Below are 14088 nucleotides of genomic sequence, written 5' to 3' on the forward strand. Positions count from 1 at the left end.
AGTCCCCGCGATGACGCCTCTAGATGCCAAGCGCCCGCTGCAGCTCAATGCTCAGGGCCAGTTGCAACACTTCTTGTCCCTCGACGGTTTGCCCCGCGAACTGCTCACCGAAATCCTCGACACCGCCGACTCGTTCCTGGAAGTCGGTGGCCGGGCAGTGAAGAAAGTCCCGCTGTTGCGCGGCAAAACCATCTGCAACGTGTTCTTCGAAAACTCCACCCGCACCCGCACCACCTTTGAACTGGCGGCCCAGCGGCTGTCGGCCGATGTGATCACGCTGAACGTGTCCACCTCGTCGGCGAGCAAGGGCGAAACCCTGCTCGATACCCTGCGCAACCTGGAAGCCATGGCCGCCGACATGTTCGTGGTACGCCACGGCGACTCCGGCGCTGCGCATTTCATCGCCGAGCATGTGTGCCCGAACGTGGCGATCATCAATGGCGGCGACGGCCGTCACGCGCACCCGACCCAGGGCATGCTCGACATGCTCACCATTCGTCGGCACAAGGGCAGCTTTGAAAACCTCTCGGTAGCCATCGTCGGCGACATCCTGCATTCGCGGGTGGCACGTTCGAACATGCTGGCTCTCAAGGCCCTGGGTTGCCCGGATATCCGCGTGATCGCGCCCAAGACCCTATTGCCCATCGGCATCGAACAGTATGGCGTGAAGGTCTACACCGACATGGCCGAAGGCCTCAAGGATGTGGACGTGGTGATCATGCTGCGCCTGCAACGCGAGCGCATGGCCGGGGGCTTGTTGCCCAGCGAAGGTGAGTTCTACCGCCTGTTCGGCCTGACCACCGCACGCCTGGCCAAGGCCAAGCCGGATGCCATCGTGATGCACCCGGGGCCAATCAACCGCGGCGTGGAAATTGAGTCGGCGGTGGCCGACGGCCCACAATCGGTGATTCTCAACCAAGTGACCTACGGCATCGCCGTGCGCATGGCCGTGCTGTCCATGGCCATGAGCGGGCAAACCGCGCAACGTCAATTCGAGCAGGAGCAGGCCCAGTGAAGCTCAGCATTCTCGGCGCCCGAGTCATCGACCCGGCCAGCGGCCTGGACCAAGTTACCGATCTACACCTGGACGCCGGCAAGATCGTCGCCATCGGCGCCGCCCCCGCCGGCTTCAACGCCGGCCAGAGCATTGACGCCAAGGGCCTGGTGGCCGCACCTGGGCTGGTGGACTTGAATGTCGCCCTGCGTGAACCGGGCTACAGTCGCAAAGGCAACATCGCCAGCGAAACCCAGGCCGCGGCAGCCGGTGGCGTGACCAGCCTGTGTTGCCCGCCCAATACCAAGCCGGTACTGGACACTTCTGCTGTGACCGAGCTGATCCTCGACCGCGCCCGCGAAGCCGGCAATTGCAAAGTGTTTCCCATTGGCGCCTTGAGCAAGGGCCTGGATGGCGAACAACTCGCCGAATTGATCGCCCTGCGTGACGCCGGTTGCGTGGCCTTCGGCAATGGCCTGGAAAGCTTTCGCAGCACGCGCACCTTGTGCCGCGCCCTGGAATACGCGGCCACGTTCGACTTGACGGTGATCTTCCATTCCCAAGACCGCGACCTGGCCGAAGGCGGCCTGGCCCATGAAGGCGCAGTGGCGAGCTTCCTCGGCCTGCCGGGCATTCCGGAAACCGCAGAAACCGTGGCCCTCGCCCGTGACCTGTTGCTGGTGGAACAAAGCGGCGTGCGTGCGCATTTCAGCCAGTTGACCAGCGCCCGGGGCGTGGCTCTGATCGCCCAGGCCCAGGCCCGTGGCTTGCGGGTAACTGCGGATGTCGCCCTGTACCAGCTGATCCTGACGGATGAGGCGCTGATCGACTTCTCCAGCCTTTACCACGTACAGCCCCCGCTGCGCACCAAGGCAGACCGTGACGGTTTGCGTGCGGCGGTGAAGTCGGGTGTGGTGTCGGCGATTTCCAGCCATCACCAACCTCACGAGCGAGACGCCAAGCTGGCACCGTTTGGCGCGACCGAGCCGGGCATCAGCAGCGTGGAGTTGTTGCTGCCATTGGCGATGACGCTGGTGGAAGACGGCTTGCTGGACTTGCCGACACTACTGTCGCGCCTGAGCGCCGGCCCGGCCGAGGCCCTGCGCTTGCCAGCGGGCCAGTTGGCGGTGGGTTCACCGGCGGACCTGGTGCTGTTCGACCTGGCAAGCTCGACGGTGGCTGGTGAGCGTTGGTTGTCCAAGGGCGAAAACTGCCCGTTCATCGGCCACAGCCTGCCGGCGACGGTGCGGTACACCTTGATGGATGGGCGGATCAGCTACCAGGCTTGACGCGCAAGCTCGTTCCCACGCTCTGCGTGGGAACGATCAGTGCTCAGCGCCCGCTGTTGCGCTCGGCATTGCGGATCGAGATCTGCGTGTTCAGCGTCCAGAAGTCATAGAGCACCCCGATCAGGAACAAACCGCCGGTCAGCAGGTAGATCAGGCCGGTGATCCATTTGCCCTGATACATACGGTGCACACCAAACACCCCCAGGAACGCCAACAGAATCCAGGCCACGTTGTATTCAATGGGCCCAGCGGTAAAACGCAGGTCGGCTTCACGGTCCATGGCCGGGATCAGGAACAAGTCGATCAGCCAGCCAATACCCAGCAAGCCGAAGGTGAAAAACCAGATCGTACCGGTCACCGGCTTGCCGTAATAGAAGCGATGAGCCCCGGTAAAACCGAAAATCCACAGTAGGTAACCAATCGCCTTACTGTGGGTGTCGTGCTGCTGACCAACCTGTTGATAGGTGTTCATGAAGGACCTCTTTTGCGTCGATAGATAAATTTTTTCATTTTCTTTGTGACTTTTTTACGGGCGCCCGACGTACGGTAAATGGTATCTTCCTGCCCTCAAAGCCTTGTACCGCCTGCCTTGTGTAGGACAATTGCGGCGAATCGTCGCGTTTTTCCTGAATTTGACCCCAAGGTTCAGTCGACAAACGGCCTGAGAACAGCACAAAAAGCTGTTATAAAGTTGCGCGCAAACCCATAAGAGCCACGCCTAATGCGACCATTTTTCAAGACATGGCTAACCATTTGCCTATTAATGCCACTGGCCGCCCACGCCACCAATCGTGAGCAACGACTTCCGAACGTTAACGGTTTCACCCCTAAAGTCCATAGCACGCCCAGCACTGCCAAAGCGGCAAAGCCGACCGTCAGCCGCCCGACTCAACTGAGCAAGGCCCACGGCAAAGTGCTTTCCACCCAGCTGGCCGTGAACACCAAGCAAAGCAGCAACGTCTTGAGCCGTGCCGTCAACGTGCTCGGTACACCTTATCGTTGGGGCGGCAGCAGCCCAAGTAAAGGGTTCGACTGCAGCGGGCTGGTGAAATATGCATTTAACGATGTAAAAGCGGTGGACCTGCCACGCACCTCCAACGCCATGGCGGCCGGCCATGGGTTGAAGGTTGACCGCAAAGACCTGAAGCCGGGCGATCTGTTGTTCTTCAAGTTGAAGAGCCGCCAGGTGAACCACGTTGCCATCTACCTAGGCAATGACCGCTTTATTCACGCACCGCGCCGTGGCAAGTCGGTGAGCATCGACACGCTGAAAAAGCCGTTCTGGGACAAGAACTACGTGATTGCCAAGCGGGTACTGCCTAAAGAGCAGAACAGCAACCTGCGGATCGTGCAGCGCTAAGCCAGGCACCACTGAAGCTCCCCCTTTGAAATGCAATCAAATGTGGGAGCTGGCTTGCCTGCGATGACGGTGTGTCAGTTGGCAGACAGAGTGCCTGACAGTCCGCTATCGCAGGCAAGCCAGCTCCCACATTGTGTATCTGTGCGTTTTAGATATCTGCCGGCACCCTCGCCTTCTCCCGCGCCTCTTCCCGACTGACCAGGCCCGCGCCCACCAACGCCTTCAAACTCATATCCAGGGTCTTCATCCCCAACGCCCCACCGGTCTGAATTGCCGAAACCATCTGCGCCACCTTGTCCTCACGGATCAAGTTACGAATCGCCGGCGTACCCAGCATGATTTCATGGGCGGCCACACGCCCACCGCCCACCTTCTTCACCAACACCTGAGAGACCACCGCCTGCAACGACTCCGACAGCATCGAGCGGACCATGGCCTTTTCCCCGGCCGGGAAGACGTCCACCAGCCGGTCTATCGTCTTTGCCGCCGACGAGGTGTGCAGAGTGCCGAACACCAGGTGCCCGGTCTCTGCCGCCGTCAGCGCAAGGCGGATGGTTTCCAGATCGCGCAATTCACCCACCAGGATCACATCCGGGTCTTCTCGCAGGGCTGAACGCAGGGCCACCGAGAAACTGTGGGTGTCACGATGCACCTGGCGCTGGTTGACCAGCGCCAGTTTCGGCCTGTGGATAAACTCGATGGGGTCTTCCAGCGTAAGGATATGCTGGCGTCGATGCCGGTTGAGGTCGTCGATCATCGCCGCCAGGGTCGTAGACTTGCCCGAGCCGGTGGGCCCGGTCACCAGCACCAGGCCGCGAGGAAGGCGGGCGATACGCTGGAACACCTCGCCCAATCCCAGCGCCTCCAGGCTCTGGACCTCAGTCGCAATAGCCCGGAACACTGCACCCACGCCGCGATCCTGGCGGAACACGTTCGCCCGGAACCGGGCGACGCCTGGCAATTCGAAGGCAAAATCCGTTTCAAGAGATGTTTCGAAATCCTTTTGTTGATGTTTATTCAGCAACGGGCTCAATAAGTCGACCACTTGGGTAGCGTTCAGCGCTGGCCCATCCAGCGGCCAAACCTCGCCATCAATGCGCAGCATCGGTGCCAGGCCAGCTGACAGATGCAGGTCTGAGGCGCCTCGGCTTACGCTGGCCGTCAGCAATTGCGTGATATCCATAGGGCTTTCCATTTCCAGTAGAATGCCGCGGACTCCATATCCACGGGCGCATCTTGAATGTCGACGATAGCAGACAACATCGGCCTGGTTAGCCAGCGCATCCGCGCCGCAGCCGACGCCGTGCAACGTGACGCAAGCAGCATCCACCTGCTGGCCGTGAGCAAGACCAAACCCGCGCAGGCAGTGCGCGAAGCCTATGCCGCCGGGCTGGGCGACTTTGGCGAAAACTACCTGCAGGAAGCCCTGGGCAAACAGGCGGATTTAACCGACCTGCCCTTGAGTTGGCACTTCATCGGCCCCATTCAATCGAACAAGACTCGCGCTATCGCCGAGCACTTCGCTTGGGTGCATTCCGTGGACCGCCTGAAAATCGCACAACGCCTGTCCGAACAACGCCCGGCCGACCTGCCGCCGCTCAATATCTGCATTCAGGTCAATGTCAGTGGCGAAGCCAGCAAGTCCGGCTGCACACCCGCCGACCTGCCGGCCCTGGCCACGGCGATCAGCGCCCTGCCGCGCTTGAAGCTGCGGGGCTTGATGGCGATTCCCGAGCCGACTGAAGATCGGGCAGAGCAGGATGCGGCGTTTGCCACGGTGCGCGACCTGCAAGCCAGCTTGAACCTGGCGCTGGACACACTTTCCATGGGCATGAGCCACGACCTTGAGTCGGCCATTGCCCAAGGCGCCACCTGGGTGCGGATCGGTACCGCGCTGTTTGGCGCCCGCGACTACGGCCAGCCGTGAAATGGCTGACATCCCTCGAAAATAAGGACCTGTCATGAGCAACACGCGTATTGCCTTTATCGGCGCCGGTAACATGGCGGCCAGCCTGATCGGTGGCCTGCGGGCCAAGGGCCTGGACGCCGAGCAGATCCGCGCCAGCGACCCGGGCGCCGAGACCCGCGAGCGCGTCAGCGCCGAACACGGCATCCAGACCTTCGCTGATAATGCCGAGGCCATCCACGGCGTCGATGTGATCGTGCTGGCGGTCAAGCCCCAGGCCATGAAGGCTGTGTGCGAGAGCCTGCGCCCGAGTCTGCAACCTCACCAATTGGTGGTGTCGATTGCCGCTGGCATCACCTGCGCCAGCATGACCAACTGGCTCGGCGCCCAGCCCATCGTGCGCTGCATGCCCAACACCCCGGCGCTGCTGCGCCAGGGCGTCAGCGGTTTGTATGCCACCGGCGAAGTCACCGCGCAGCAACGTGACCAGGCCCAGGAACTGCTGTCTGCGGTGGGCATCGCCGTGTGGCTGGAGCAGGAACAGCAACTGGATGCGGTTACCGCCGTTTCCGGTAGTGGCCCGGCCTACTTCTTCCTGCTGATCGAGGCCATGACCGCCGCCGGTGTCAAGCTGGGCCTGCCCCACGACGTGGCCGAGCAACTGGCGGAGCAAACCGCCCTGGGCGCCGCGAAAATGGCGGTCGGCAGCGAGGTGGATGCCGCCGAACTGCGCCGTCGCGTCACCTCGCCCGGTGGCACCACACAAGCGGCTATCGAGTCGTTCCAGGCCGGGGGCTTTGAAGCCCTGGTGGAAACAGCACTGGGTGCCGCCGCACATCGTTCAGCCGAGATGGCTGAGCAACTGGGCAAATAGTCGTCCCTTACCAAGGTAATCAAACATGCTCGGAATCAATGACGCTGCCATTTTCATCATCCAGACCCTGGGCAGCTTGTACATGCTGATCGTGCTGATGCGCTTTATCCTGCAACTGGTGCGTGCAAACTTCTACAACCCGCTGTGCCAGTTCGTGGTGAAGGCCACCCAACCACTGCTCAAGCCGCTGCGCCGAGTGATCCCGAGCCTGTTCGGCCTGGACATGTCGTCGCTGGTGCTGGCGTTGCTGCTGCAAATCCTGCTGTTCGTGGTGATCCTGATGCTCAATGGCTACCAGGCCTTCACCGTCCTGCTGTTGCCATGGGGCCTGATCGGGATTTTCTCGCTGTTCCTGAAGATCATTTTCTGGTCGATGATCATCAGCGTGATCCTCTCCTGGGTCGCACCGGGCAGCCGTAGCCCAGGTGCCGAATTGGTGGCTCAGATCACCGAGCCCGTGCTGGCACCCTTCCGTCGCCTGATTCCGAACCTGGGTGGCCTGGATATCTCGCCGATCTTCGCGTTTATCGTGATTCAGTTGCTGCAAAGCTGGGTGATTCCGCGCCTGGCCTACTTTGCTTACATGCCAAAAGAGTTGTTTGGCCTGATCTGAATGCCGTAGCCCCTATGGGAGTTGGCTTGTGTGGGAGCTGGCTTGTCTGCGATAGCATGGCTTGTGCTGATCATTCCCACGCTCTGCGTGGGAATGCAGCCCGTGACGCTCCGCGTCACCAGGGCAGGACGCAGAACGTCCCAAGAGGCATTCCCACGCGGAGCGTGGGAACGATCACGCTAACCCCCGACCATTGCTTGCCGCTAGGGTCCCCGCTCTTTAGACTTACGCCTCATTTAAACGAGAGCAGGGTCGATGCCAGCTGCCTTCCCCCCCGATTCTGTTGGACTGGTCGTGCCACAAGTGGCGCATTTCAGCGAACCCCTGGCCCTGGCCTGCGGCCGTTCGTTGCCAGCCTACGACCTGATCTACGAAACCTATGGCCAACTGAACGCCACGGCGAGCAACGCCGTGCTGATCTGCCATGCCTTATCCGGCCATCATCACGCCGCCGGCTTCCATAGCGTTGACGACCGCAAGCCCGGCTGGTGGGACAGTTGCATCGGCCCCGGCAAGCCCATCGACACCAATAAGTTCTTTGTGGTCAGCCTGAACAACCTCGGCGGCTGCAACGGCTCCACCGGCCCCAGCAGCCTCAACCCGGAAACCGGCAAACCGTTCGGCGCCGACTTCCCAGTGCTGACGGTAGAGGACTGGGTGCACAGCCAGGCACGCCTCGCCGACCTGCTGGGCATCAGCCAGTGGGCCGCCGTGATTGGTGGCAGCCTGGGCGGCATGCAGGCCCTGCAATGGACCATCACTTACCCAGACCGCGTGCGTCATTGCCTGGCCATCGCCTCGGCGCCCAAGTTGTCGGCGCAGAACATCGCCTTCAACGAAGTGGCGCGCCAGGCGATCCTCACCGACCCCGAGTTCCACGGCGGTTCGTTCCAGGAAGCGGGCGTGATCCCCAAGCGCGGCTTGATGCTGGCGCGGATGGTCGGCCACATCACCTACCTGTCCGACGATTCCATGGGCGAGAAATTCGGCCGTGGCCTCAAGAGCGAGAAGCTCAACTACGACTTCCACAGCGTCGAGTTCCAGGTGGAAAGCTACCTGCGTTATCAGGGCGAGGAATTCTCGGGGCGCTTTGACGCCAACACCTACCTACTGATGACCAAGGCTCTGGACTACTTCGACCCGGCCGCCAACCACGATGACGACCTGGCAAAAACCTTCGAGCACGCCACGGCCCAGTTCTGCGTGATGTCGTTCACCACCGACTGGCGCTTTTCGCCGGCACGCTCCCGTGAGCTGGTGGATGCCCTGATGGCCGCCAAGAAAGACGTCTGCTACCTGGAGATCGATGCACCGCAAGGCCACGACGCCTTCCTGATTCCGATCCCGCGTTACCTGCAGGCCTTTAGCAACTACATGAACCGAATCGCACTGTGAGAACGCCATGAGAGCCGACCTGGAAATCATCCAAGACTGGATCCCCGCCGGCAGCCGCGTGCTCGACCTGGGCTGCGGCGATGGCGAATTGCTGAGCTGGCTGCGTGACCACAAGCAAGTCACCGGCTACGGCCTGGAAAACGACCCGGATAACATCGCCCAGTGCGTGGCCAAGGGCATCAACGTGATCGAGCAGGACCTGGACAAGGGCCTGGGCAACTTTGCCAGCAACAGCTTCGATATCGTGGTGATGACCCAAGCCCTGCAAGCGGTGCACTACCCGGACCGCATCCTCGACGAAATGCTGCGCGTGGGCCGCCAATGCATCATCACCTTTCCCAACTTTGGCCACTGGCGCTGCCGCTGGTACCTGGCCACCAAGGGGCGCATGCCGGTCTCCGACTTCCTGCCGTACACCTGGTACAACACGCCGAACATCCACTTCTGCACCTTCGAAGACTTCGAAGCCCTGTGTGGCGAGCGTGAAGCCAAGGTGATCAACCGCCTTGCCGTCGATCAACAGCACCGCCACGGCTGGGCGAGTAAGCTATGGCCCAACCTGTTGGGCGAAATTGGTATCTACCGGGTCAGCAGCCCTGGCCTGACCGACCACAAAGTTGCCGTCTAATCATCTTCAAGAGGGACGTTCATGAGTCGTTTGGCTATTTTTCTATTGACCGCATGCCTGGGCGCCAGCGCCATGGCCGCCGACGCTATCGACGCTAATCGCAAAAAAGACTTCGGCGATATCACCGTTCATTACAACACCTTCACTTCAAGCTTCCTGCCCGCTGAGACCGCCCAAAAAGTCGGTGTGGTGCGCAGCAAGGAGAAGGGGTTGATCAACGTGACCGTGATCAAGGGCGTAAGCCCGGTGGCCGCGCAAGTCACTGGCACGGTCAAGGATTTGGGCGGCAAGAGCGAGATCCTGACGTTCAAGCAGATCGAAGAGAAAAGCGGCATCAGCTACCTCGCGCCCTACTCGGTGACCCAGCGGGAATACAAGACGTTTACCATCAACGTTGAAACCGGCGGCAAGGCCCACGGTTTCCAATTCAACCAAGAACTGTTCCCGGCCGAATGATGAACCTTACCCAACTCGTACTCGCCAGCCACAACGCCGGCAAACTCAAAGAACTGCAAGCCATGCTCGGTGAGTCTGTGCACCTGCGTTCGATTGGCGAGTTCAGCCAGGTCGAACCGGAAGAGACCGGCCTGTCGTTCGTCGAGAATGCCATCCTCAAGGCCCGCAATGCTGCGCGTATCTCTGGCCTGCCGGCCCTAGCGGATGATTCGGGCCTGGCCGTGGACTTCCTCGGCGGCGCCCCTGGCATCTACTCCGCCCGTTACGCCGACGGCAAGGGCGACGCAGCCAACAACGCCAAGCTGCTCGACGCCCTCAAGGACGTGCCGGAGGCCGAGCGTGGTGCGCAGTTCGTCTGCGTGCTGGCCCTGGTGCGGCATGCCGATGACCCGTTGCCGATTCTGTGTGAAGGCCTGTGGCAAGGGCGCATCCTGCAAGCCGCCAGCGGTGAGCATGGGTTTGGCTATGACCCGCTGTTCTGGGTGCCGGAGCGCAATGTCTCCAGCGCCGAACTGAGCCCGGCCGACAAGAACCAGATCAGCCACCGCGCCCGCGCCATGGCGTTGCTGCGCCAGCGCCTGGGCTTGAAATGACCCAGAACACCTCTGCGCAGCCGCTGATCCACGGTGGCGCGCAAACACCACGGGCGGCCCTGCCCCATCTGCCGCCCCTGGCGCTGTACATCCATATCCCGTGGTGCGTGCGCAAATGCCCGTATTGCGACTTCAACTCCCACACCGCCAGCAAAGTGCTGCCGGAAGAAGAGTACGTGGACGCCCTGCTGGCCGACCTGGACCAAGACCTGCACGCCGTGTATGGCCGTAAACTGAGTTCGATCTTCTTTGGCGGCGGCACGCCCAGCCTGTTCAGCGCTGCTGCACTGGGCCGCCTGCTCAAGGGCGTTCAAACGCGTATCCCGTTTACCGACGATATCGAGATCACCCTGGAAGCCAACCCCGGGACGTTCGAACAAGAGAAGTTCGTGGCGTACCGCAAGCTGGGGATCAATCGCCTGTCCATCGGCATCCAGAGCTTCCAGCAAGAGAAGCTTGAAGCTCTGGGCCGCATCCACAATGGCGATGAAGCCGTGCGCGCAGCCGGTATGGCGCGTCAGGCTGGGTTCGATAATTTCAACCTGGATTTGATGCACGGCTTGCCCAACCAGTCCCTGGAGGACGCCTTGGGCGACCTGCGCCAGGCCATTGCACTCAAGCCCACGCACCTGTCCTGGTACCAACTGACCCTGGAACCCAATACCGTGTTCTGGAACCAGCCACCCGCGCTGCCGGAAGACGACACGCTGTGGGATATCCAGGAAGCCGGCCAGGCACTGCTCGCCGAACACGGTTACGCACAATATGAAGTCTCGGCCTACGCCCAACCGGGGCGGCCGGCGCGGCATAACCTCAATTACTGGAGCTTTGGCGACTTTATCGGCATAGGCGCCGGCGCCCACGGCAAGCTCAGCCACCCGGACGGGCGCATCATCCGCACCTGGAAAACCCGTGCACCAAAGGACTACCTCAACCCGGCCAAAAGCTTCCAGGCCGGCGCGAAAGAACTGACCAACGATGAACTGCCGTTCGAGTTCCTGATGAACGCGCTGCGCCTCACCGAAGGGGTTGATGCCAAGCTCTACGCCGAGCGCACCGGCCTCGATCTGGCGAGCCTCGATGAAGGCCGCCGCGACGCAGAACAAAGTGGATTAATGCAGGTCGAACCGTCACGCCTGGCGGCCACCGACCGCGGGCAACTCTTTCTCAATGACCTGTTGCAGAAGTTTTTGAGCTGATAGCTCTTAAGGAAATCGAATGGATCTGGTACTCGACCTGCTCGCCACCGTATCCCGCTGGAGCCGTAGCAACCTGTCGGAAATCTCGTTGGCCCTTGTGGGCTGTTTGCTGGTGCTGTTCGGCGCCGACATCAAGGGCTGGGTCGAAGCACGCCTGGGCAGCATCGCCGGCGCCTTGCGCGTACCCTTGATGGCCCTGCTGTGCCTGATCGGCAGTGGTGCGGCGTTGATCTACGCTACGCCGTGGATTGTGCGGGGATTGAGCCAGTTCAATAACTACAGCCTGGCGCCGGTGTTGATCGTGGTGCTGGTGTTGATTGGCGTGGTAGCAGACCGCCGCTGACCCAGCAGGCACTACAAAACACATGTGGGAGCTGGCTTGCCTGCGATACAGACACCTCGGTGTATCAGTGATACCGAGGTGATGTTATCGCAGGCAAGCCAGCTCCCACATTTGATTGCGTTTCAAGCTGATGACTGTTTAAGCCAGCTTCTCGAACTTCAAATCCCACACCCCATGCCCCAACCGCTCGCCACGGCGTTCGAACTTGGTGATCGGCCGCTCGGCCGGGCGTGGCACGCATTTGCCGTCTTCGGCCAGGTTGCGGTAGCCGGGGGCGACGTTCATCACTTCCAGCATGTATTCCGCGTACGGTTCCCAGTCGGTGGCCATGTGCAGGATGCCGCCCACTTTCAGCTTGCTGCGCACCAGCTCTGCGAAAGACGCCTGGACGATACGGCGCTTGTGGTGACGAGCCTTGTGCCATGGGTCGGGGAAGAACAGCATCAGGCGGTCGAGGCTGTTGTCGGCGATGCAGCGGTTGAGCACTTCAATCGCGTCGCAGTCGTAGACCCGCAGGTTTTTCAGGCCTTGGGTCAGCACACCGTTGAGCAGTGCGCCGACGCCTGGGCGGTGCACTTCCACACCGATGAAATCCTGCTCCGGCGCGGCTGCGGCCATTTCCAGCAGGGAATGGCCCATGCCGAAACCGATTTCCAGGGAGCGCGGGGCCGAACGGCCGAACACTTGGTCATAGTCCACCGGCGCATCGGCCAGGGGCAGTACGAACAGCGGCGTGCCCTGTTCCAGGCCCTTTTGCTGGCCTTCGGTCATGCGGCCGGCGCGCATCACAAAACTCTTGATGCGGCGGTGCTTGGACTCGTCGCCCTCTTCCACGGTGTTCGGCGTTTCGTTTGATTCAGTCATCAATAGCTCTTACTTGATCAGACCATCCAGCGGCGAAGAGGCGCTGGCATAGAGTTTTTTCGGCATGCGCCCGGCGAGGTAGGCCAGGCGGCCCGCGACGATGGCGTGGTTCATGGCTTGGGCCATCATGATTGGTTGCTGGGCATGGGCAATGGCCGAGTTCATCAGCACCGCGTCGCAGCCCAGTTCCATGGCGATGGTCGCATCGGAGGCAGTGCCCACACCCGCATCCACCAATACCGGGATCTTGGCTTCTTCGAGGATGATCTGCAGGTTATACGGATTGCAGATGCCCAGGCCGGAACCGATCAGACCAGCCAGCGGCATCACCGCGATGCAGCCGATTTCTGCCAACTGACGGGCGATGATCGGGTCATCGCTGGTGTAGACCATCACGTCGAAGCCTTCCTTGACCAAGGTCTCGGCGGCCTTGAGGGTTTCGATCACATTGGGGAACAGGGTTTTCTGGTCGGCCAGCACTTCCAGCTTCACCAGGTTGTGGCCGTCGAGCAGCTCACGGGCCAGGCGGCAGGTGCGCACGGCTTCGATGGCGTCGTAGCAGCCAGCAGTGTTTGGCAAAAAGGTGTAGCGCTCCGGCGACAGCACTTCGAGCAAGTTCGGCTCGCCCTCGATCTGGCCGAGGTTGGTGCGGCGTACGGCGAAGGTGACGATCTCGGCACCCGAGGCTTCGATGGCCAGGCGGGTTTCTTCCATGTCGCGGTACTTGCCGGTGCCGACCAGCAGACGGGACTGGTAGGTACGACCGGCCAGGACGAAAGGCTTGTCGCTACGAACGATGCTCATGGGAAATCCTCTGGTTGGATGAGGTTCTGCAGAATGCGTTGCGGCCGTGGCGGGCTAGCCGCCGCCGATGGCGTGGACCACTTCGATCTGGTCACCTTCGGTGAGCACAGTCTCGGCGTGCTGGCTACGCGGGACGATATCCAGGTTGAGCTCCACTGCGACGCGACGCCCGGTCAGGTCCAGACGGGTCAGCAGGGCCGCAACGGTTTCGCCGTCGGGCAGTTCAAAGGGTTCGCCGTTCAACTGAATGCGCATGCCACGGGCCGCCATCGTTTTTAGGGGCCCGCATTCTAGCGCGATTGGAACCTGAAGGTCAGCTCCAAGCGTCAAGCGGTCAAAGCTGCAAACGCCACGCCGCCAGGCCCAGGAAGAACCAGCCGAGCAGGAACGCCAGCCCGCCAAACGGCGTGATGATCCCCAGTTTACTGATGCCGGTCATCGTCAGCACATACAGGCTGCCCGAGAACAGCAGGATACCGACGGTAAACGAAATACCCGCCCAGGTGACCAACCGGCCCGGAATATGCGCCGCCAGCAAGGCCACGCCGAACAGTGCCAGGGCATGCACCAACTGGTAGGTCACGCCGGTATGGAAGATCGCCAGGTAGTCGGCGCTCAGGCGGTTTTTCAGGCCGTGGGCGGCGAAAGCGCCCAGCGCAACGCCGGTAAAGCCGAAAAAGGCAGCCAGCATCAGAAAGCTACGCAGCATGGGGAACTCCAGTCAGACTCATCGGGCAGGGTCTGTATAATGGCCCGCTCAACGGGTTCGG

At 61.4% G+C, this 14088-nt stretch carries 18 protein-coding genes; 12 read left to right on the top strand and 6 right to left on the bottom strand.

Annotated features, from left to right (window positions below; all coding sequences use genetic code 11):
• The first annotated feature begins 10 nt into the window (after window positions 1–10).
• Entirely contained in the window at window positions 11–1015 is a 1005-nt protein-coding gene (locus tag AC4PS6_RS08925) for an aspartate carbamoyltransferase catalytic subunit (protein WP_014720325.1), read from the top strand.
• Window positions 1012–2283, top strand: a complete 1272-nt coding sequence (locus tag AC4PS6_RS08930) for a dihydroorotase (protein ID WP_014720326.1) — start codon at window positions 1012–1014, stop codon at window positions 2281–2283. The genes AC4PS6_RS08925 and AC4PS6_RS08930 overlap by 4 nt, the downstream gene beginning before the upstream one ends.
• A gap of 43 nt (window positions 2284–2326) precedes the next feature.
• On the opposite strand, the gene AC4PS6_RS08935 is transcribed toward AC4PS6_RS08930, so the two are convergent.
• The gene (locus AC4PS6_RS08935; protein WP_020301920.1) at window positions 2327–2755 is read right to left on the bottom strand and encodes an NINE protein; all 429 of its coding nucleotides are present in this window, start codon (window positions 2753–2755) and stop codon (window positions 2327–2329) included.
• A gap of 249 nt (window positions 2756–3004) precedes the next feature.
• Between AC4PS6_RS08935 and AC4PS6_RS08940 the strand changes: the two genes are divergently transcribed.
• Complete coding sequence (locus tag AC4PS6_RS08940; RefSeq protein WP_003195078.1) at window positions 3005–3643, top strand: C40 family peptidase; 639 nt, start codon at window positions 3005–3007, stop codon at window positions 3641–3643.
• Window positions 3644–3791: 148 nt separating this feature from the next.
• Here the strand turns inward: AC4PS6_RS08940 and AC4PS6_RS08945 are convergent, their stop codons facing one another.
• Window positions 3792–4826: a type IV pilus twitching motility protein PilT gene (locus tag AC4PS6_RS08945; RefSeq protein WP_032902279.1), complete on the bottom strand. Its 1035-nt coding sequence runs from the start codon at window positions 4824–4826 to the stop codon at window positions 3792–3794.
• Between the two features lie 57 nt (window positions 4827–4883).
• Here AC4PS6_RS08945 and AC4PS6_RS08950 point away from each other — a divergent pair, with 57 nt between their 5' ends.
• From AC4PS6_RS08950 to AC4PS6_RS08990, 9 genes are all read left to right on the top strand, one after another.
• The gene (locus AC4PS6_RS08950) at window positions 4884–5570 is read left to right on the top strand and encodes a YggS family pyridoxal phosphate-dependent enzyme (RefSeq protein WP_336826820.1); all 687 of its coding nucleotides are present in this window, start codon (window positions 4884–4886) and stop codon (window positions 5568–5570) included.
• A gap of 34 nt (window positions 5571–5604) precedes the next feature.
• Entirely contained in the window at window positions 5605–6423 is an 819-nt protein-coding gene (gene proC / locus AC4PS6_RS08955) for a pyrroline-5-carboxylate reductase (RefSeq protein ID WP_032902278.1), read from the top strand.
• A gap of 25 nt (window positions 6424–6448) precedes the next feature.
• Window positions 6449–7036: a YggT family protein gene (locus AC4PS6_RS08960; protein WP_492180774.1), complete on the top strand. Its 588-nt coding sequence runs from the start codon at window positions 6449–6451 to the stop codon at window positions 7034–7036.
• A gap of 255 nt (window positions 7037–7291) precedes the next feature.
• A complete protein-coding gene (metX, locus tag AC4PS6_RS08965; RefSeq protein WP_020301923.1) occupies window positions 7292–8431 on the top strand; it encodes a homoserine O-succinyltransferase MetX in 1140 nt (379 codons plus the stop codon).
• Between the two features lie 7 nt (window positions 8432–8438).
• Window positions 8439–9059, top strand: a complete 621-nt coding sequence (gene metW, locus AC4PS6_RS08970; protein ID WP_003195091.1) for a methionine biosynthesis protein MetW — start codon at window positions 8439–8441, stop codon at window positions 9057–9059.
• A 21-nt stretch (window positions 9060–9080) separates the two neighbouring features.
• Complete coding sequence (locus AC4PS6_RS08975; RefSeq protein WP_014720331.1) at window positions 9081–9515, top strand: DUF4426 domain-containing protein; 435 nt, start codon at window positions 9081–9083, stop codon at window positions 9513–9515.
• The gene (rdgB, locus tag AC4PS6_RS08980; protein WP_032902276.1) at window positions 9512–10108 is read left to right on the top strand and encodes an RdgB/HAM1 family non-canonical purine NTP pyrophosphatase; all 597 of its coding nucleotides are present in this window, start codon (window positions 9512–9514) and stop codon (window positions 10106–10108) included. The genes AC4PS6_RS08975 and rdgB overlap by 4 nt, the downstream gene beginning before the upstream one ends.
• Window positions 10105–11307 carry a radical SAM family heme chaperone HemW gene (hemW, locus tag AC4PS6_RS08985; protein WP_032902275.1) on the top strand — a complete coding sequence of 401 codons (1203 nt, stop codon included), beginning with the start codon at window positions 10105–10107 and terminating at the stop codon, window positions 11305–11307. The genes rdgB and hemW overlap by 4 nt, the downstream gene beginning before the upstream one ends.
• Before the next feature lie 19 nt (window positions 11308–11326).
• Window positions 11327–11650 (top strand): DUF3392 domain-containing protein, encoded by a 324-nt coding sequence (locus AC4PS6_RS08990; protein WP_003195099.1) that lies wholly within the window; start codon window positions 11327–11329, stop codon window positions 11648–11650.
• 138 nt (window positions 11651–11788) lie between these two features.
• On the opposite strand, the gene trmB is transcribed toward AC4PS6_RS08990, so the two are convergent.
• The 4 genes from trmB to AC4PS6_RS09010 form a co-directional block, all read right to left on the bottom strand.
• The gene (gene trmB, locus AC4PS6_RS08995; RefSeq protein WP_003195101.1) at window positions 11789–12514 is read right to left on the bottom strand and encodes a tRNA (guanosine(46)-N7)-methyltransferase TrmB; all 726 of its coding nucleotides are present in this window, start codon (window positions 12512–12514) and stop codon (window positions 11789–11791) included.
• Window positions 12515–12523: 9 nt separating this feature from the next.
• A complete protein-coding gene (locus AC4PS6_RS09000) occupies window positions 12524–13318 on the bottom strand; it encodes a thiazole synthase (RefSeq protein ID WP_014720334.1) in 795 nt (264 codons plus the stop codon).
• A gap of 54 nt (window positions 13319–13372) precedes the next feature.
• Complete coding sequence (thiS, locus tag AC4PS6_RS09005) at window positions 13373–13573, bottom strand: sulfur carrier protein ThiS (protein ID WP_019817757.1); 201 nt, start codon at window positions 13571–13573, stop codon at window positions 13373–13375.
• A 79-nt stretch (window positions 13574–13652) separates the two neighbouring features.
• Window positions 13653–14027: a DUF423 domain-containing protein gene (locus tag AC4PS6_RS09010; RefSeq protein WP_014720336.1), complete on the bottom strand. Its 375-nt coding sequence runs from the start codon at window positions 14025–14027 to the stop codon at window positions 13653–13655.
• Window positions 14028–14088: the final 61 nt, after the last annotated feature.

This window comes from Pseudomonas sp. DW-iso17 (genome assembly GCF_058725345.1).

Excerpts from the sequence above, each read along its gene's own strand:
- AC4PS6_RS08925 (WP_014720325.1), top strand. The coding sequence starts at position 11 with ATGACGCCTCTAGATGCCAAGCGCCCGCTGCAGCTCAATGCTCAGGGC.
- AC4PS6_RS08935 (WP_020301920.1), bottom strand. The coding sequence starts at position 2,755 with ATGAACACCTATCAACAGGTTGGTCAGCAGCACGACACCCACAGTAAG.
- AC4PS6_RS08940 (WP_003195078.1), top strand. The coding sequence starts at position 3,005 with ATGCGACCATTTTTCAAGACATGGCTAACCATTTGCCTATTAATGCCA.
- AC4PS6_RS08945 (WP_032902279.1), bottom strand. The coding sequence starts at position 4,826 with ATGGATATCACGCAATTGCTGACGGCCAGCGTAAGCCGAGGCGCCTCA.
- AC4PS6_RS08950 (WP_336826820.1), top strand. The coding sequence starts at position 4,884 with ATGTCGACGATAGCAGACAACATCGGCCTGGTTAGCCAGCGCATCCGC.
- proC (WP_032902278.1), top strand. The coding sequence starts at position 5,605 with ATGAGCAACACGCGTATTGCCTTTATCGGCGCCGGTAACATGGCGGCC.
- AC4PS6_RS08960 (WP_492180774.1), top strand. The coding sequence starts at position 6,449 with ATGCTCGGAATCAATGACGCTGCCATTTTCATCATCCAGACCCTGGGC.
- metX (WP_020301923.1), top strand. The coding sequence starts at position 7,292 with ATGCCAGCTGCCTTCCCCCCCGATTCTGTTGGACTGGTCGTGCCACAA.
- metW (WP_003195091.1), top strand. The coding sequence starts at position 8,439 with ATGAGAGCCGACCTGGAAATCATCCAAGACTGGATCCCCGCCGGCAGC.
- AC4PS6_RS08975 (WP_014720331.1), top strand. The coding sequence starts at position 9,081 with ATGAGTCGTTTGGCTATTTTTCTATTGACCGCATGCCTGGGCGCCAGC.
- rdgB (WP_032902276.1), top strand. The coding sequence starts at position 9,512 with ATGATGAACCTTACCCAACTCGTACTCGCCAGCCACAACGCCGGCAAA.
- hemW (WP_032902275.1), top strand. The coding sequence starts at position 10,105 with ATGACCCAGAACACCTCTGCGCAGCCGCTGATCCACGGTGGCGCGCAA.
- AC4PS6_RS08990 (WP_003195099.1), top strand. The coding sequence starts at position 11,327 with ATGGATCTGGTACTCGACCTGCTCGCCACCGTATCCCGCTGGAGCCGT.
- trmB (WP_003195101.1), bottom strand. The coding sequence starts at position 12,514 with ATGACTGAATCAAACGAAACGCCGAACACCGTGGAAGAGGGCGACGAG.
- AC4PS6_RS09000 (WP_014720334.1), bottom strand. The coding sequence starts at position 13,318 with ATGAGCATCGTTCGTAGCGACAAGCCTTTCGTCCTGGCCGGTCGTACC.
- thiS (WP_019817757.1), bottom strand. The coding sequence starts at position 13,573 with ATGCGCATTCAGTTGAACGGCGAACCCTTTGAACTGCCCGACGGCGAA.
- AC4PS6_RS09010 (WP_014720336.1), bottom strand. The coding sequence starts at position 14,027 with ATGCTGCGTAGCTTTCTGATGCTGGCTGCCTTTTTCGGCTTTACCGGC.